This is a genomic window from Thiocystis minor (assembly GCF_016653465.1).
GTDB classification, from domain to species: domain Bacteria; phylum Pseudomonadota; class Gammaproteobacteria; order Chromatiales; family Chromatiaceae; genus Chromatium; species Chromatium minus.
Genome location: NZ_NHSQ01000103.1, coordinates 24,152 through 42,256, shown reverse-complemented (window position 1 = coordinate 42,256; position 18,105 = coordinate 24,152). Strand labels below are relative to the sequence as shown.

Genomic DNA, 18,105 nt, shown 5'->3' with positions numbered 1-18,105 from the left:
TTTTACTCTTCCACTATTGAATAACTTGGCACTACATTGCGATTTTCGGCCGGCGTGTACATAAAGATCAGATGGTTAGATGCCATCTGGGGGTGTTTATCAATGGGGTTATGTTAAAGATGGGTTAACAAGGTGGTGTCGAGTTGTGCCTGTTGCATGCTGAAGGGAACCTTGAGGTTTCGGATGCCTTCTTGCTCCATCAGTTTCACCCATTTTCGCAAGGGCGCAATCTCTGTCTTCGCCTCGGTCACCTTCTCGACGCTGCAGAGAGGAATAGCCTTGCGCAGAGATTCTGGTACCAAGACGCGATCAGGCCATGTTTGCCCTATCCGCTCTGACCGCTCTGACTCCAAATTTGCCGCAATCCTCAGGAAGCGAACGAGATCGCGCGCCTGAACGTTTCCTTTCAAGTCACACAGTGCGGCATATACCCAGCGCGCGGAATGGGCCTCTTTGGATTTCTCGTTGCCGAGTTTTTTACCCCACTAACGGGATCCCGCTCATGGCAATCCCTCTTCGTAGTCAGTCACGTTGAAACACGCAGAGAGAGTCGCGCCAGCTTATGACGAGAATCCTGGTTAGCGAACCGCCATTTAGCGGGTTTCGCCTTGGCGTTGCGCTCGCTGACATTGGCGACGATCTCGCGTCGCTGGGTTTCTTCATCGGCCATGCGCGGTGACAAGCACCTGTTCGACAAGACCGCCAACTCGATCTCGGCGATGTTGAGCCAGCTCCCATGCTCGGGGGTGTCATGGAATTCCAGTGGACGAGCGAGAGCACGGGCATCTTCCGGCGGGAAGGCTTCATCGAGCGCCGCCTTGGCGAAAGACTGGCTGCCCTAGCGGGCTAACTTCAGCAACGCATCCAGATCCAGGCACGCCTCGCAGTGATCGGCCAGGTCATCCAGCGCGGCCTCGACCCTGGCCTCGAAGTCGATCCGGGCGGCTTGCGCCCCGACCTGTTCCAGCCAGTGCGCGCGAAAGGCGTCCGCGCCGAAGATGCCGTGCAGATAGCCGCCCATGACCCGTCCGTCCGCGGTCATGGCGCCTTCGGGACGCGCCTCGCCCGCGCCGTCGTCGAGCAGCAGCCAGGGGCGTTCCAGTCCGACGCCAGTGGTGCGCCCCATGTGCATCTCATAACCGGTGATCCGGCAGCCGCTGCGCTGCTCCTGGCCGTCGATCTCGATCAGCCGCTTGTCGCCGCCGATCTCGGTCTCGATGTCCAGGAGTCCCAGCCCAGGCGTCTCGCCCGGCTCGCCCTCGATGCCCAAAGGATCGCGCACGACGCGGCCAAGCATCTGGAAACCGGCGCAGAGTCCGACCACGCGCCCGCCTCGGCGAACGTGAGCCAGGATGTCGATATCCCAGCCCTCGCGGCGCAAGACGTCCAGATCGGCGCGGGTGGCCTTGGAACCGGGCAGGATGACCACGTCGGTCTCGGCCGGGATCGGATGACCGGGGTTGATCCAGCGCAGGTTGACGCTCGGCTCGGCGGCGAGCGGATCCATGTCGTCGAAATTGGCCACCCGCGACAGACGCGGAATGGCCACGTTGAGCGTGCCGCCGCTGGTCTCGGTGGGACGCTCCAGCGCAAGCGAATCCTCGGCCGGCAGCCGGTCGGCCCCCTCGAACCAGCGCACCATGCCGACGAAGGGCCAGCCGGTGTGCTCGGTGATGGTCTTGCAGGCCGGCTCGAAGAGCGAGAAGTCGCCCCGGAACTTGTTGACGATGTAGCCCACCACCCGATCTCGATCCGGCTGATCGAGCAGCAGCCAGGTGCCGACCAGCGAGGCCATGGTTCCGCCTTTGTCCAGGTCGCCGACGACGACCACCGGCGCCCCGGCGCGCTCGGCGAAGTGCATGTTGGTGATGTCGCTCTTGCGCAGATAGACCTCGGCGCCGCTGCCCGCGCCCTCGATCAGCACAAGATCGGCCTCGGCGCACAGCCGCTCGAAGCTGTCCATCACGGCCGGCATCAGGCCATGACGCATCTCGTGATAGACCCGCGCCGGGCAGTTGCCGAGCGCGCGCCCGCGCAGCACCACCTGCGAACCGATATTGGTCTGCGGCTTTAGCAGCACAGGATTCATGTGGATGGAGGGCGGAACGCCGCAAGCGCGCGCCTGCAGCGCCTGGGCACGTCCGATCTCGCCGCGCGGCTGTTCGCCATCCGGTCCGGGCGGCGCGTCGGTATCGATGGTGACCGCCGCGTTGTTGCTCATGTTCTGCGCCTTGAACGGCCGTACCACCAGCCCGCGCCGGGAGAAGGCGCGGCAGAGCCCCGCCACCAACAGGCTCTTGCCCACATCCGAGGCGGTCCCCTGGATCATCAGCACACGCGCGCGACGCGGGCCGCTGTCGCGGAGCGGCGGCAGGTCGATCTGGATGGTCGGAACGGTATCGGGCATTGAGGCATCTCGGATTTTGGATAGATCGGGGCGGAGCGATCGCGGGCGGGGCCGCCGCCCCAGGTAAGAAAGTGCCCATCAACTGTTGCCCGACTTGAGCGGCACAGCGCACCAACAAAAACGCCCCCACGAGGCGGGGGCGCGATGCAGTGGCATGCGATCCGGCCGGCGGCCGGGTCAGCGCGGGATCAGGCCTCTTGGACGGCCTGCGCCTTGGCCTTGGGCACCGTTGGCAAAGAGACGAAGACCTCGTTCTCGGGCAACTGCTGCGTGCCACCGCCGCCGCACCCCCCCGGCTTGCAGCTCGTGGCGGCCCCGTTGCCGCTGAACTCGTCCATCAGCAAGCCGCCGCCACCGCAGGCCTGCGGTGCCATGCCGACCGCACTCACCGCCGGACGCTTGGCCGCGGGCGCCTTCTTCCAGGCGTTGTGATCCGGCTCGACGATCTTGGACCGGGTCTTGTCGTAGTCGAATTTGATGAATTTCTTGAACGTCGGCCCCCAGTAATTCTGCTTGCCCAACTGATAGAAGCGACGCTCCATGGCGCTCTTGAGGAACGCCTTGATACAGCCGAGCAGATAACGACGGCGGAACGGATCCTTCACCCAGGGATACTGAAAGAGCATCTTCCGCATGTAGAAGCGCCGATAGTTGGCCATGACCCCGTCGAGCAGCTCGGCGCGGTCGATGTTATCGGGCTTCATGATGGGCGAGACGAAGTTGTACTTGGAGTAGTCGAAGACCTCGACCTTGTCGCCCAGCTCGGTGAACATATCGGAGAAGGGCCAGGGGGTGTACATCGACCAGTTGGCCATGTCCGCGCCCCAGTCCATGACCATCCGGTAGGTCTCCTCCAGGGTCTCGCGGGTCTCGTTTTCGAGGCCGACGATGAACTGCGCCTCGGTCACGATGCCGTTCTGCTGCAGGAGCTGAATGGCGCGCTTGTTCTGCTCGATCGTGGTCTCCTTGACGAAGCGGTCGAGGTTGAGCTGCGCGGCGGCCTCGGTCCCGAGCGAGATGTGCACCAGACCGGCCTTGCGGTAGAAGGGCAGCAGATCCTCGTCGCGCATCACGTCGGTGACACGGGTGTTGATGCCCCAGTGGATGCCGAGGTCGCGGTCGATCAGTTCCTGACAGAACTCGACGAACTTCGCCTTGTTGATCTGCGGCTCTTCGTCGGCGAGGATGAAAAAGCCGATGCCATGGACCTTTACCAGCTCCTCGATCTCGTCGACCATGCGCTTGGGATCGCGCACGCGATAGTCGCGCCAGAATTTCCACTGCGAGCAGAAGCTACAGGTAAAGGGACAGCCGCGCGCCATGTTGGGCGTGGCGACCGGCACGCCGAGCGGGATATAGATGTACTTCTTCCACTCCAGAACGCCCCAGTCCGGCCAGATGGAATCGACGTCCTTGATGGAGGGTTCCGCCGGCGTGGCGAACGCCTGCTGATTCTCGTCCAGATAGGCGATGCCCTGGATCTTCCCGCGCTCGGCCGGCCAGCGGCCCTCGTCGATGCAGCGCACGAGATTGAGGGTAACGGCCTCGCCCTCGCCACGCACGATGACGTCGATCCAGGGTGCCTCGGACAGCACCTGCTTGTACATGAAGGTGCCATGGATACCGCCGAGCACGGTGATGGCGTTGGGACATTCCTCCCTGGCGATCTGCAACACGCGCTGCGCGGTGTAGATCATGGGCGTCATGGCCGTGGTCGCGACGATGTCGGCCTTGGCTTCGCGGATGGCGACGCGCAGTTGATCGTCATCCAGTTTGTCCACCAGGGCGTCGACGAACTGATAGTCTTGGTAGCCGCCTCCCTTCAGATAGCCCGCGATATAGGCGACCCAGGCCGGCGACCAATTGCCAGCAATATCGGCGGCACCGGCGCTATAGTTTGGGTGGACAAAAAGGATACGCATTGTCAGCTCCGGAGTTAGCAAGAACAGTCGACCAGGGACGTCCTTGGAGACGATGGCCACTCAGAGGCCGCAGGGTGGGAGAATGCATGAGTCTCACCGACCTGAGAATCATACCAACGACTCGCTAGAATCGCCATCGATCCAGTCCTGGAGTCCAGGAACGTCAAGACTCAACGATTCGATCGACCGGACATCCACGAAGGTATGGACGCACTCGCAACAGCCTAATTTTAGAAAGATTTAACGCGATTTAATGGCTTAGATGAAGAAACTCTATTTGATTGGCATGGGTCCAGGCGGCCCTCAGTACCTGACGGTCCAAGCGATCGACACACTCAAGCAGGTCGATGTCTTCTTTATGCTGGAGAAGGAGGGTCGCGGCAAGGAGGATCTGTTGCGGATGCGCCAGGACATCCTGAGTCACTACTTGGGTGACACGGGTTACCGCGTGGTCACGGCGGCCAGTCCGGCCCGGCGCATGGACGCCGGGGGTTACAAGGAAGGCGTCCAGAGCTGGCACGACGAGAAGCGCGCCCTCTTCGAAGGACTGATCGCCGACGAGCTGGCGGATGGCCAAAACGGCGCACTGCTGCTCTGGGGCGATCCATCGCTCTATGACCAGACCGTCTCGCTGATCGCCGACCTGACCGCCCGCTCGAATGGCGCCCTCGATTTCGAGATCATTCCCGGAATCACCTCGGTCCAGGTGTTGACCGCCAGGCACAAGATCCCGCTCAACCGCGTCGGCGAGAACATCACCATCACCACGGGCCGCCACGTCGAGACCTGCGATCCGGCCGAGATCGATAACGCCGTGGTGATGCTCGACTACAATGCCTCCTTCCGGCGCTACACGGGGCAGAACATGGACATCTACTGGGGCGGTTATCTGGGCTGTCCCGACGAGGTTCTGGTCGCCGGCCCGGTGGACGATGTCCTTGCCGATCTGCTGCAAACCAAGTCCGAGGTCAGGGACGCGAAAGGCTGGCTGATGGACATCTATCTTCTGCGACGCAGAACAAGCGGCGAGTTCTGATCCGGCGCGACTGCCGGCGAGTCGGCGGCGCGCCCTGCCCACGACGGCGTCCGGACCGGTAGGCGTCTCTTGCCAGTGGCCGGCGGAGGAGCGTCAAGCCGACCCTCACGCCCCGGCCTCGGGAAGACTCGACACCACCCGCGGCACCAGACGCCTGGATTTGCCTGCGATCATCAAGACGATCTGGCGATCCCGGTTCGGCCCATGACTGACATGGATCGGCAGGTCGTCGCCATAGAAATACAGCCGATCGAAGGGCGTGTTGGCGACGATCCAGCGGGCCACCTCCAGCATGCTCTCGTCCTCGACGATGAAATCAACCGCCGCGCCCAGACGGTCGCACACCGACTTGCCCAGGCGGTTCAGTTCATGGGCGGCGTGCTGGTCGCGCTTGGGATCGATGCGACCGGGGATCTGGCGGGCGAGTTGGGGCGAACAGAAACCGTAGGTCAGGCGGATCATCCCGAAGTAGTCGATCACCGGATCCAGCACCCGCTCCGCCAGCTCCAGCAGCGCATCGTAGCTCTCGGGCTGTCGGGGCAGATTGGGCAGACCCGTGCCGGCCTGGGTCTCGCCGCACGCGATGAGTTGCCGGAAGGTCAGAAAACGTCCGCAGGGAGCGTCCAGCTCCGCCAGGGTCCGGGGGCGAACCAGATCGAATCCGGCGAGGGTCCAGCGATGCCGGGCCAGCGTCTCCAGGAACGCTTCGGGCGACGGGCCATAGCCGGTCAGATCGAACAGACCCAGGTCATCGAGCGCCTGCTCGAACGCGACCTGCTCGGGGTAGTTCGGAAATTCCTCGTTGAGATAGCGCGACTTATGGAAGAGATAGGGCGGCGCGTACTCCTCGCCATAGGCGAAATACTCGATATCCAGATCGCGCAGCTTGATCTTGACCCGTTCGATCAGGCGCGGCAGCGGCTGGCCCGCGAAGTCGTCATAACGCATCAGGCTGACCTTGCCGGAACCGATATGGATTTTCACCAGATCGGCATGACGGGCGTCGCCATAGAGTATGGCGGCGCAACCCACATAGATCCGCAGCAGCGGCGGCAACCGCTCGACCAAACTCGCATGCAGTTGCAGCGACTGGCCCGGATCGAGCCAGCCCAGCCCCTGCTCGGCGGCCTGCCGACACGCCGCTTCGAGCGACTCCACGTCTGCGATTCGGAACAGCAGCTCCAGTGCGTGTGCCTTCGCGGCGGCATAGTCGCCAAAGAACGCTTTGATATCTTGTTGCAGTCCGCGTTCCAGATGGCTGTAAGGCTTACGTCGCGCGAACTGCATCAGGGCGAAATAGACCGTCAGATCGGCGGTGCGCGCGGCGGCGGCCTGCTCGATCTCGGCCGGATCATGTCGCGTCGCCAGGAAACGCAGCGCCTTGGGCAAAGAGCCGAAACCTTCGGTTAAGGCGACCGGATCATCCACCTCGGACGTGTCCGGCGGGCGACCCAGACTCAACCAACGCTCCCAGAGGCGGTCCAATGGCTCCCGCAAGGCGGCGTATTTTTCCGCCGCGCGATCCCGGCGCGGCTTCCCTTCGGCTCCGCTCAGGGCAAGCCCTTTTTCACAACGCCGTTCCCTGAGCAAAGAAGAGCTTGCCCTGAGCGGAGCCGAAGGGCGGTAGCGGTTGAGCAGAAAACGCTGCTCGGCATCCTTGTCCCGAAAGACATAAAGCACACCCGGCGCGACCGGAATGGCCTCCGTGTCGAGCGCCTGCTCTAGAAACGCCTTGATCTCGGCCTGGCTGAAATATTTCTGAAACGTGCCGCGCCGGGTCATGACGCCATCGCGAAAGCACTCGCCGCGCGGGGCATTCTGGTTGGCCAGCATCACCGAGACCACCAGCAGCCGCTCCGCCAGCGACCAGGCACGGGTCAGCGCCGCCAGACGTTCGTCGACGTCCTCGATCACATTGATGACGAAGCCGAGATTGACAATGTCCGCCGACTGAATGGGTTGGTCCGGCGCATGAAAAGGATCCCAGCCGGCGGCGCCCAGGCCATTCTCGACCAGCCCCCGCACATCGTCGCCGCGCCCGCAACCATAGTCGAACAGCCGATAGCGGCCATCCAGAAACCCATGCCGCGCCAGCGACTGCACCGGCGCCGAGAAGCCGTAGCGCGTCAGTGCCGTCAGATGGCGCGACGCCTGCCAGCCGGCATGCGCCGGAGCCGGCTCCTCGTCGTCCAGGTCCGAGTCGTCGTTGCCCAGCGGCACCAGCGCATGGCCCTCGATGCGATACCCCTTCTCGCGCACCAGCGCCAGCCACTGGCGGCGGTAGCCAATACGCTTGGACTCGTCAAACAGACCGATGGACTCGCAGGTCGCGGTGAGCGCGGCAGACTCTTCACGCCGTGGATGATCGGCGGGCAGGAGCAGTTCCTTACGGTGCAGGATCGGCGGATTGAGCGAGTCGGCATAGGTCCGATAGCCTACGGTCGCTTGACCGAGATCGACCAGCCAACTCTCGCGCAGCGCCGGAAAAGGCTCGTCGTCAAAAGATGGGTAATTCAGCAGTGCGATGCAGGGGCCTGCGTCATCGACGCGCACCAGATTAAAATCCGTCCCACGCTCACGTCGGGCCAATCGTTCCGCCTCCACGACACGCGCCGCGGTTGCGGCATCCAGCAGGGGCAGGACATCGACATGGACGTACGTTCGACCGCCAACGACTTTGCTCGGAATGGAGCCCATGGTGCTGTCACCGAGGTTAAAAGCGAGTTCGATCCGGTTGGCGTCAAAGGGCTTCAAGGATCTCTGGACGATCCGTCAACCGCTCGAGCCGTGCCACGATATCATTCATGCTCATCCGATATCGAAGGAGAAATCATGAGCTACCAAACCGTCTACGATCGCGCCATGAGCGACCCAGCGACCTTCTGGGGCGAAGCGGCTGAACTCATCGACTGGGACCGACCTTGGGATGAGGTTCTGGATCGTTCAAATCCACCCTTCTACCGCTGGTTCAGTGGCGGCATGCTCAATACCTGCTACAACGCCGTGGATCGTCACATGCGCGCGGGACGCGGCGATCAGCCCGCCATTATCCATGACAGCCCGGTGACCGACTCCAGGACGACCATTACTTATGCGCAGTTGCAGGATCAGGCCGCGCGCTGTGCCGGAGCACTCCAGGCGCTCGGGGTCGCGAAGGGCGACCGGGTCATCATCTACCTGCCGATGGTGCCCGAGGCGGTGGTCGCCATGCTCGGCTGCGCGCGCATTGGCGCCATTCATTCGGTCGTCTTCGGCGGTTTCTCCGCGCGCGAACTCGCCACCCGAATCGACGACGCCAAACCCAAGGTGATGATCGCCGGCTCCTGCGGCATCGAGCCCAATCGGATTGTGCACTACAAGCCGCTCCTGGATTCCGCCATCGATCTGGCCGAGCACAAACCCACGCACTGCCTGATCCTGCAACGCCCCCAGGAACCGGGCACCCTCATCCCCGGACGCGACCTCAGTTGGAGCGCGGCACTGGCGGCGGCCGCACCGGCCGACTGTGTGCCGGTCGCGGCCACCGACCCACTCTATATCCTCTACACTTCCGGCACCACCGGTCAGCCCAAGGGGGTGGTGCGCGACAACGGCGGACACGCGGTTGCCATGGCCTGGAGCATGGCCAACCTCTACAACGTGCAACCCGGTGAAGTTTTCTGGGCCGCTTCGGATGTCGGTTGGGTGGTCGGGCATTCCTATATCGTCTACGCCCCGCTTCTGGCGGGCTGCACCACCGTCGTCTATGAAGGCAAGCCCGTCGGTACTCCAGACCCTGGCGCCTTCTGGCGCGTGATCCAGGAGCACCGGGTCGCGGTGCTCTTTACCGCGCCCACTGCCTTTCGCGCCATCAAGCGCGAGGATCCGCACGCCGAGCATCTGAGGCACTACGATCTCAGCGGTTTCCGCGCACTCTTTCTGGCCGGCGAACGCTGCGATCCAGCCACCCTGCACTGGGCCGAGCAAATCCTCGGAGTCCCGGTCATCGACCACTGGTGGCAGACCGAGACCGGCTGGGGCATCGCGGCGAACTGCCTGGGGATCGAGCCACTGCCGGTCAAGCCCGGCTCGCCGACCCGCGCCGTCCCCGGCTATGACATCCAGGTGCTCGACGATGCGGGCGAGCCGGCCCGACCCGGCGACATCGGGCGTATCATGCTCCGCCTGCCCCTGCCACCTGGCTGTCTTACAACGCTGTGGGGCAACGACGCGCGTTTTATCCAGTCTTATCTGTCCGCCCAGCCGGGCTACTACCTGACCGGGGACGCGGGTTATCTGGACGAGGACGGTTATCTTTTCGTTATGAGCCGCATCGACGACGTCATCAATGTCGCCGGTCACCGACTCTCCACGGGGAGCATGGAGGCCGTCCTGGCCTCGCATCCGGATGTTGCCGAATGCGCCGTCATTGGCACGGCCGACCCGCTCAAGGGCGAACTGCCCCTGGGGCTGGTGGTGCTCAAAGCGGGTGTCACGCGGGAACCGGCGTCCATCGCCAAGGATCTGGTCAAGCTGGTGCGCGATGAAATTGGCCCGGTGGCGGCCTTCAAGAACGTGGTGGTGGTGGAGCGACTGCCCAAGACCCGCTCCGGCAAGATCCTGCGCGGCACCATGAAGGCGATCGCCGACGGTAAGGACTTCCGACTTCCAGCCACGATCGACGATCCGGCGATTCTGGATGAAATTGCCAGCGCGCTGGCGGCGATTGGCTACGCTCAAGGATATGTCAGGGGAGACCATCGCTCCGGAAGCTGAAATCGTCCTGCCAGGGTTTGATCAGGGGCGGCGGGGCGGCGGTCATCGGCGGAAATGCCATCCGGCTGCGTGTCGGGCTGCAGTGCCGCAGTAGACTTGTTCGTGGCCTGGCTGTGGATTTGGCGGTCATTCTCGGTGTGAACGTCACCATTCGGCCGCTCTCTCCCGATGCATCCAGGCTCAATCCGTCAGGACATACCGCGCACCGCAATAGGGGCAGACAGCCTCGCCGTTCGGTTCGTCCTCGATCGGCAGATAGACCCGTGGGTGCAGGTTCCAGACAGGGGTGTCAGGCGGCGGACAGGATAGGGGCAGATCCTTGCGGCTGACCTGAATGGCCTGTTGCACGGGCGTGCTTGCGGCAGCGGTATGGGGCATGGATTGACTCTCCGTCATCGAGTGTGTCTCGGTGCGTCCAGTCGGCGGCTAAGGCCGGCTGGACGCGGGTTTCAGACCAGCGTCAGCCACTCCGGATGGCGGTCGCGACGTCCATGGACCTGATCGAAATAGAGCGTTTGCAGACGTTCGGTGATGGGACCGCGGGTTCCGGCTCCAATGGCGCGACCGTCCACCTCGCGGATCGGCGTGACCTCGGCGGCGGTGCCGGTGAAGAAGGCTTCGTCGGCGATATAGACCTCGTCGCGGGTGATGCGCTTTTCCACGAAACGAAGATCGAGTTCGTCGCACAGGGTCATGACCGTACGGCGGGTGATGCCGTCCAGCGCGGAGGTCAGATCCGGCGTGTAGAGGATGCCGTCACGCACGATGAAGACGTTCTCGCCGCTGCCTTCCATGACGAAGCCGGAGGCATCGAGCAGCAACGCCTCATCGTAGCCATCGCGTAGCGCCTCTTGCAGCGCCATCATGGAGTTCATGTAGTTGCCATTGGCCTTGGCCCGACACATGGTGGTGTTCACATGATGACGGGTGAAGGACGACACCTTGATGCGGATGCCGTTGCGCATATTGTCCTCGCCCAGATAGGCGCCCCAGGGCCAGGCGGCGACCATGCAGTGAACCTGGAGATTGTCCGCGCGCAGGCCCATACCCTCGGAACCGTAGAAACACATGGGACGGATATAACCGGAGTCCAGATGGTTCTCGCGCACCACGTCGCGCTGCGCCCGGTTCAGGGTGGCACGGTCCCAGGGCATCGGCATCCCCAGGATATGGGCGGAGTTGAAGAGGCGATCAGTATGCTCCGCCAGCCGGAAGATCGCCGCGCCTTGGGCGGTCTTGTAGGCCCGGACGCCCTCGAAAACGCCCATGCCATAATGCAGGGTATGGGTCAGAACGTGGGTCTTGGCTTCACGCCAGGGCACCATTTCGCCATCCAGCCAGATCAGACCGTCACGGTCCGCCATCGTCGACATGTTTCAACTCCGCTCGTTTAATTCACTGATCACTCGCCGCTCTCCATCAACGCACGCCACCACTCCCGAACCCGGTCGCGCTCGGCCTGAAACTGATCCGCGGGGATGGTCTTCGGCTGTTCCTGGAGCGCGCTGCGATGATAGACCGCGCGCAATGCCTTGTAGGCATCGGTGAGATTCTCGGCCGCTTGTCCGGGCAGCAAGCCAAGCCGCGCCAAGGTCTCCAGCAGCCGGACATTGTCGGTCCAGTCCGCCAGCGCCGGGTGCGCCACCGCCCAACGCAGGACGGCGTATTGAACCATAAACTCGATATCCGCAATACCGCCCGAACCCTGCTTGAGGTCGAAACGCTCATCGTGCGACTTGTCCAGAGTGGCGCGCATCTTCTCGCGCATCGTCCGCACCTCGTCGCGCAGTGTCTCGGGATCGCGCTCGCGACAGAGAATCGCGCGTCGCACCGTTCCGAAACGCTCGGCCAGCAGCCGGTCGCCCGCCACCGGACGGGCGCGCACCAGGGCCTGATGCTCCCAGGTCCAGGCGTCGCTCTCCTGATAGGACGCAAACGACTGGAGCGAGCGCGCCAGCATGCCCTTGTTGCCATCCGGTCGCAGTCGCATGTCGATCTCGTAGAGCGCGCCTGAGGCGGTCCGCGTCGTCATCATGTGAATCATGCGCTGTCCGAGCCGGGCATAAAACTGCTCGTTGCTGATCGACTTCGTGCCGTCGGTCATAGCGCTGACCTGCTCGGTGCCATGAAGAAACACCAGATCCAGATCCGAACCGTACCCCAGTTCGATCCCGCCCAGTTTGCCGTAGCCGAGCACCAGAAAGCCGGTGTCCTCGCCCAGAATGGCGGTGGGGCGCCCGTGCTGACGGACCAGATGCGCGAACGCTAGCCGCAACACGCGCGCGATCGCCACCTCCGCGATTTCGGTCAGATAATCGCTGACCACCATCAGCGGGATGGCCTCGGTCAGATCCGCCGCGGCGACCCGCAGCATGTTGCCCTGGGCGAACTGATGCAGCCGCTCCATCTGCTGTTCCAGATCGTCGGCGTCCAGATGCGACAACAAGGCATCGAGTTCGGACTCCAGATCCTCGCGGCGCAGCGGGGCATAGAGCCGGCGCGGGTCGATCAGCTCGTCGAGCAGGAGCGGATGACGGCTGATCTTGTCGGTGAACCAGGGGCTCATGCCGGATAACCGGGCGAGTTGGGCCAGGATATCCGGAGACTCGACCAGCATGGCGAGATAGGCGGTGCGTCGCGCGACGGATTCCAGCACGCGCAACACCCGCTTCAGCGCCAGATCGGGCTGCTCGCTGGTGGCGATCACCCGCAGCACCATCGGCATCAGTTGCGCCAGACGGTCGCGACCCCGACTGCTGAGCCCCTTGCGAGCGGTGGTTTCGCGGAACTGTTCAATCCGGAGGCGGGCGGCCGCGGGGTCGGAAAAACCAGCCCGATCCAGGAGTTCCAGGTCATGCACCGCTTCGTGCGTCCCCGTCCAGAGGCCGTTCAGGCTGGACTCGCCCGGCTCCTCGTGGCTGTCGGGCGTGGCAAAGACATGATCGAACTGCTGTTGGACCAGGCGACGATGCGCCTGCAGCACCGACGCAAAGATCGGCCAGTCGGCGAATCCCATGGAACGCGCCAGACGCCATTGACCGAGCGCATCCTCCGGCAGCTTGTGGGTCTGTTTGTCGCGATACGCCTGGAGCCGGTTTTCGACCAGACGCAGAAAGACATAAGCCGCGTCGAGTTGGGCGATGGCGTCTGCGGGCATCAACTGTTTGTCCGCCAGACAGGCGAGCACCTGACGAATCGGGCGGACCTGCAGGTCGGGATCGCGACCACCACGGACCAACTGGAACGCCTGACCGATGAACTCGATCTCGCGGATGCCGCCGGGGCCGAGCTTGATGTTGGCCTCCATGCCGCGTCGGTAGAGTTCCTTGGCGATCATCCGCTTGAGATCGCGCAGTGACTCGAAGGCGCCGAAATCCAGATAACGCCGGTAGACGAAGGGCCGCAGCATGAGCATGAGTTGATCGCGGTCGGCGGGATCGCCCGCGACCGGACGGGCCTTGATCATGGCGTAGCGTTCCCACTCGCGCGCCTGTGACTGATAATAATCCTCCATGGCCTGAAAGCTCATGGCCAGCGGGCCGACCTCGCCAAAGGGCCGCAGCCGGGTATCGACCCGGAACACGAACCCGTCGACGGTCTGACTGGCCAATGCCTGGACCAGCCGCTGGGCGAGACGCACGAACCATTGCTCGTGACTCAGGCGGCGCGGTCCGTCCGTCACCTCGCCGCCTTGCGGAAAGGCGAAGATCAGGTCGATATCCGAACTCAGATTCAGTTCGCGGGCCCCGAGCTTGCCCATCGCCAGCACGACCAGACGCAGCGGACGGCCGGCAGGATCGCGGGGGGTGCCGAGTTCGGCGCGGGTCCAGTCAGACAGCCGCTCCAGCGCCTGCCGGATGCAGACATCCGCCAGTTCGGAGAGATCCTCCAGGGTTTCCGGGAGTGGCGCAAAACCCGCCAGATCGCGCCAGATAATGCGGATCATCTCGCGGCGTCGAAACAGTCGCAGCGCCTTTTGCAACGCTAGCTCGTCGGCGACCCCGTCCAGGGCCGCCTCCAGCCGCCGCGCCAGCACGCCTTCGCCAGACGATCGCTCCAGATCGCCACTCGCAATCAGCTCGGCGAAGTCGCCCGGATGACGCGCGGCGGCGGTCGCGACAAATTCGCTCGCCTCCCAGACCCGCGCGCGGGCCTCCGCGAAGGCGGCATCATCCGGGACAGCGACGCCCTGCTCGCTCGCCCAACCGAGCCAGTCCAGCCACTGGGACTCGGTTGCTGGATTTGCGTGGGCACCGTCACTCATGCGCTGGCCGTCAGGGGCTCGATCCGATACTCGGCGACGATCCGAGACTCACCCTGAGGCGGAATCTCGATCACCTCAGAGGCGGTATTGACCGTTTCGACACAGAGGAAGCGCAGATAGTCCAAGTCGTCCAGGTCATCCATCGCCCGCGCCGTCTCGACCCAGGGATTCCAGACCACGCAGGTACGGCTGTGTTGGGCGTCGATGCGGATGCGACGATTCAGCACCGGATCCTCGATGCTCAGGCTGGCCGGAACCTGCTCATAGATCCGATTGACCTCGCCGGACACGGTCACCGGCCCCGCCTGCACGACGACCGCATCGCCCGCGCCAGCGGCCTTGTCGATGTAGCGGCAGCCGTCGAGTCCCTCGACCCGTGTCTGGGTCGCGTCGCCCACCTTGAAATAGCTATGCAGACCCTGGGTGATGCGGATCGGCGCATCGCCGGCATTGCGGGTGACCAGCGTCACGGACAGGGTCGCGCCGACGACGACCTCCAGCCTGAGATTGAAAAAATGCGGCCAGATCGCGCGGGTAGCCGCATCGTCCGCCAAGCCGAGCTTGACCAGGGTCGAGCCGTCGGGTTGCGCTTTGCACGCCCTCACCTCCCACGGCCAGGCTCGCACAAACCCGTGCCCGCCACGCCCCTTCTCCTCCGGATCCGGCCCGAACCAGGGCCAGCAGATCGGGATACCGCCCTTGATCGCCTTGTCCGGCGCGTAATAGGCGCGCTCGCTGACGAACAGCAGGTCATCGGGCGCGCCGGCCGGACGATACGCCAGCACCTGACCGGCATAGGGCGAGATCGTGGCGGTGGCGAGACCGTTCGCGATCTCGATCATCGTCAGACCGCCCGGCCCCTCGGTGAAACGCAGGTTGTCGGGAATGGCGAATTCGGCATTCAATGCGGCGATATCCATTATGTGTCCTCTGGTCGCGGTTAGGAGATCTCTGGAAAACTGTACGCCAAATGCAGTTCGTTCGTGGTGAGTGAATGTAATCCGTTCGTGGTGAGCTTGTCGAACCATGAACGGATTCGGTTTCCGGCAGCGGTCCCGGAAACGAAAAAGCCCCGCCGAGGCGGGGCTTTCAGAGACGAGGGCCAGACGCGGGCTTACATCATGCCGCCCATGCCACCCATTCCGCCCATGCCGCCCATTCCACCCATATCGCCGCCGCCCGGCATTGGCGAATCGTCCTTCGGCTCGTCGGCGATCATGGCCTCGGTGGTGATCATCAGACCAGCGACCGACGCGGCGTTCTGAAGCGCCGAACGGGTAACCTTGGTCGGATCCAGAATGCCCATCTCGACCATATCGCCATATTCGCCGTTGGCCGCGTTGTAACCGAAGTTACCCGAACCCTCGACCACCTTGTGCAGGATGACCGACGGCTCGCAGCCGGCATTGGCGACGATCTGACGCAGCGGCTCTTCCATCGCGCGACGGGCGATAGTGATGCCGACATCCTGATCGTGGTTGGCGCCGGTCAGACCCTTGACCGCAGTCTGCGCGCGCACCAGCGCGACACCGCCGCCGGGCACGATGCCTTCCTCGACCGCCGCGCGGGTGGCGTGCAATGCGTCTTCGACGCGCGCCTTCTTTTCCTTCATTTCCATCTCGGTGGCGGCGCCAACCTTGATGACAGCGACGCCGCCGGCCAGCTTGGCCAGACGTTCCTGGAGCTTCTCCTTGTCGTAGTCGGAGCTGGTCTCTTCGACCTGCGAGCGGATCTGCTCGCAACGCGCCTTGATATCGATCTCGGAGCCGGCGCCGTCGATGAGGGTGGTCTCATCCTTGGCGACCTGGACCCGCTTGGCGGTACCCAGCTCGTTCAGGGTGGCCTTTTCCAGCGACAGACCCACTTCCTCGGCGATGACGGTCGCGCCGGTCAGAACGGCGATGTCCTGCAACATGGCCTTGCGACGATCGCCGAAGCCGGGCGCCTTGACGGCACAGACCTTGACGATGCCGCGCAGGGTGTTGACCACCAGCGTGGCCAGCGCCTCGCCTTCGACATCCTCGGCGACGATCAGCAACGGACGCCCCGCCTTGGCGACGGCTTCGAGCACCGGCAGCAGCTCGCGGATATTGGAGATCTTCTTGTCGTGCAGGAGGATATAGGGGTCTTCCAGCTCGGCGCTCTGGCTCTGCTGGTTGTTGATGAAATAGGGCGAGAGATAGCCGCGGTCGAACTGCATGCCTTCGACGACATCCAGCTCGTTGTGCAGCGAGGTGCCGTCTTCAACGGTGATGACGCCTTCCTTGCCGACCTTTTCCATCGCATCGGCGATGATCTTGCCGATCGACTCGTCGGAGTTGGCGGAGATGGTGCCAACCTGAGCGATCGCCTTGTTCTCGGTGCAGGGCTTGGAGAGCTTCTTCAGCTCCTCGACGGCCGCCTCGACCGCCTTATCCATGCCGCGCTTGAGATCCATCGGGTTCATGCCGGCGGCCACCGCCTTCAGACCCTCGCGGACCATGGCCTGAGCCAGCACGGTCGCGGTGGTGGTGCCGTCGCCGGCGATATCAGAGGTGTGCGAGGCCACTTCCTTGACCATCTGCGCGCCCATGTTCTCGAACTTATCCTTGAGTTCGATTTCCTTGGCGACGGAGACGCCGTCCTTGGTCACGGTCGGCGCGCCAAAGGACTTGTCCAGCACCACGTTACGGCCTTTGGGACCCAGGGTCACCTTGACGGCATTGGCGAGGATGTTCACGCCTTCCATCATGCGGGCACGGGCATCGCCGCCAAACTTCACGTCTTTTGCGCTCATTCTTTACCTTCCTCGAATTGATTCGTTGCTTGAACTACTGGGATTGCGGAGCGGACAGGGACGACGGAGGCAGCTCAGCCCTCGACGACGCCCATGATGTCTTCCTCGCGCATCACCAGGAAATCGGTGCCGTCGAGCTTGACCTCAGTGCCGGAATACTTGCCGAAGAGGACGCGGTCGCCGACCTTGACATCCAGCGGACGAACTTCGCCATTCTCCAGAATCTTGCCATTGCCCACGGCGATGATTTCGCCCTGGATCGGCTTTTCGGTGGCGGAATCAGGGATCACGATGCCGCCGGCAGTCGTGCGCTCCTCTTCCATGCGACGGACAACGACGCGGTCATGCAAGGGACGGATGTTCATGAAGGATCTCCTTGTGCGGTTGAGAAGGTTGATTGGCGCCACGATCCACGCCGAAAAGCGCGGTTGTTAGCACTCACTAGGAACGAGTGCTAATGGTAGAGACTAATCGTCGGGTGTCAAGGGTTGCGTGGCCTTTACCCCCGTGCATCTGAGTACAACACAGGATCTCGCGGCAACCGCTGTTGCCTGCTAGAGTCTTGAATCAACGCGTCAAAATGGAGTCGCCACCATGAGCCTGCCACAAGCCAACACGCCATTTTCAGCCGCCGATTATCTCGCCTGGGACAGCGAGCGGATTGAAAAATCGGAGTTTTATCATGGCGAAGTCTTTGCTATGAGCGGCGCCTCCCGGCGCCCGTGACCTTGAGCGTGGCCTCCGATCGTCCTCATCGATCCCGAGAAACAGACCATCGAACTCTACCGGCGCGGCGGCGACGACACCTGGGCGCTTCACGATATCGCCGCTGGCGAACCGCTGCCGCTGACCAGCCTGGAGATTGAGATCGGTTGGGGACGCATTTTCAGGAACCTGGATTGATCGCTTCGGCGGGACGAGCGATGGCTAACTCACAACCGGGAC

General features: G+C 63.4%; 14 protein-coding genes. 3 read left to right on the top strand and 11 right to left on the bottom strand.

All coding sequences use genetic code 11. The annotated features are described in order from the left end of the window. Nucleotides 1–113 precede the first annotated feature (113 nt). The 4 genes from CCR95_RS14815 to bchE form a co-directional block, all read right to left on the bottom strand. Nucleotides 114–410, bottom strand: coding sequence for a hypothetical protein (locus CCR95_RS14815; protein ID WP_201095844.1), 297 nt, complete (start codon nt 408–410; stop codon nt 114–116). Between the two features lie 116 nt (nt 411–526). Beyond that, nucleotides 527–670 (bottom strand): hypothetical protein, encoded by a 144-nt coding sequence (locus CCR95_RS14810; RefSeq protein WP_201095842.1) that lies wholly within the window; start codon nt 668–670, stop codon nt 527–529. Nucleotides 671–838: 168 nt separating this feature from the next. Then, nucleotides 839–2,407 (bottom strand): cobyric acid synthase, encoded by a 1,569-nt coding sequence (locus CCR95_RS14805; protein WP_201095841.1) that lies wholly within the window; start codon nt 2,405–2,407, stop codon nt 839–841. A 188-nt stretch (nt 2,408–2,595) separates the two neighbouring features. After that, entirely contained in the window at nt 2,596–4,329 is a 1,734-nt protein-coding gene (gene bchE, locus CCR95_RS14800) for a magnesium-protoporphyrin IX monomethyl ester anaerobic oxidative cyclase (protein ID WP_201095833.1), read from the bottom strand. A 262-nt stretch (nt 4,330–4,591) separates the two neighbouring features. Between bchE and cobF the strand changes: the two genes are divergently transcribed. Next, on the top strand, nt 4,592–5,365 hold the full coding sequence (gene cobF / locus CCR95_RS14795) for a precorrin-6A synthase (deacetylating) (protein ID WP_201095826.1): 774 nt from the start codon (nt 4,592–4,594) through the stop codon (nt 5,363–5,365). 105 nt (nt 5,366–5,470) lie between these two features. On the opposite strand, the gene CCR95_RS14790 is transcribed toward cobF, so the two are convergent. Continuing rightward, entirely contained in the window at nt 5,471–8,119 is a 2,649-nt protein-coding gene (locus CCR95_RS14790; protein WP_338115406.1) for a DNA phosphorothioation-associated putative methyltransferase, read from the bottom strand. Between the two features lie 78 nt (nt 8,120–8,197). Between CCR95_RS14790 and CCR95_RS14785 the strand changes: the two genes are divergently transcribed. Further along, the gene (locus CCR95_RS14785; RefSeq protein ID WP_201095813.1) at nt 8,198–10,120 is read left to right on the top strand and encodes a propionyl-CoA synthetase; all 1,923 of its coding nucleotides are present in this window, start codon (nt 8,198–8,200) and stop codon (nt 10,118–10,120) included. A 180-nt stretch (nt 10,121–10,300) separates the two neighbouring features. Here the strand turns inward: CCR95_RS14785 and CCR95_RS14780 are convergent, their stop codons facing one another. From CCR95_RS14780 to groES, 6 genes are all read right to left on the bottom strand, one after another. Beyond that, nucleotides 10,301–10,498: a zinc-finger domain-containing protein gene (locus tag CCR95_RS14780; RefSeq protein ID WP_201095811.1), complete on the bottom strand. Its 198-nt coding sequence runs from the start codon at nt 10,496–10,498 to the stop codon at nt 10,301–10,303. 71 nt (nt 10,499–10,569) lie between these two features. Then, nucleotides 10,570–11,493 carry a branched-chain amino acid transaminase gene (locus tag CCR95_RS14775; RefSeq protein ID WP_201095809.1) on the bottom strand — a complete coding sequence of 308 codons (924 nt, stop codon included), beginning with the start codon at nt 11,491–11,493 and terminating at the stop codon, nt 10,570–10,572. Nucleotides 11,494–11,522: 29 nt separating this feature from the next. Then, on the bottom strand, nt 11,523–14,384 hold the full coding sequence (gene glnE, locus CCR95_RS14770; protein ID WP_201095807.1) for a bifunctional [glutamate--ammonia ligase]-adenylyl-L-tyrosine phosphorylase/[glutamate--ammonia-ligase] adenylyltransferase: 2,862 nt from the start codon (nt 14,382–14,384) through the stop codon (nt 11,523–11,525). Then, a complete protein-coding gene (locus CCR95_RS14765; RefSeq protein ID WP_201095799.1) occupies nt 14,381–15,304 on the bottom strand; it encodes a D-hexose-6-phosphate mutarotase in 924 nt (307 codons plus the stop codon). Before CCR95_RS14765 ends, glnE begins: the two co-directional genes overlap by 4 nt. 194 nt (nt 15,305–15,498) lie before the next feature. After that, complete coding sequence (groL, locus tag CCR95_RS14760) at nt 15,499–17,160, bottom strand: chaperonin GroEL (protein ID WP_201095797.1); 1,662 nt, start codon at nt 17,158–17,160, stop codon at nt 15,499–15,501. Between the two features lie 74 nt (nt 17,161–17,234). Further along, nucleotides 17,235–17,525: a co-chaperone GroES gene (gene groES, locus CCR95_RS14755; RefSeq protein WP_201095795.1), complete on the bottom strand. Its 291-nt coding sequence runs from the start codon at nt 17,523–17,525 to the stop codon at nt 17,235–17,237. A 229-nt stretch (nt 17,526–17,754) separates the two neighbouring features. Here groES and CCR95_RS25395 point away from each other — a divergent pair, with 229 nt between their 5' ends. Further along, complete coding sequence (locus tag CCR95_RS25395; protein WP_242523266.1) at nt 17,755–17,886, top strand: PDDEXK family nuclease; 132 nt, start codon at nt 17,755–17,757, stop codon at nt 17,884–17,886. Nucleotides 17,887–18,105: the final 219 nt, after the last annotated feature.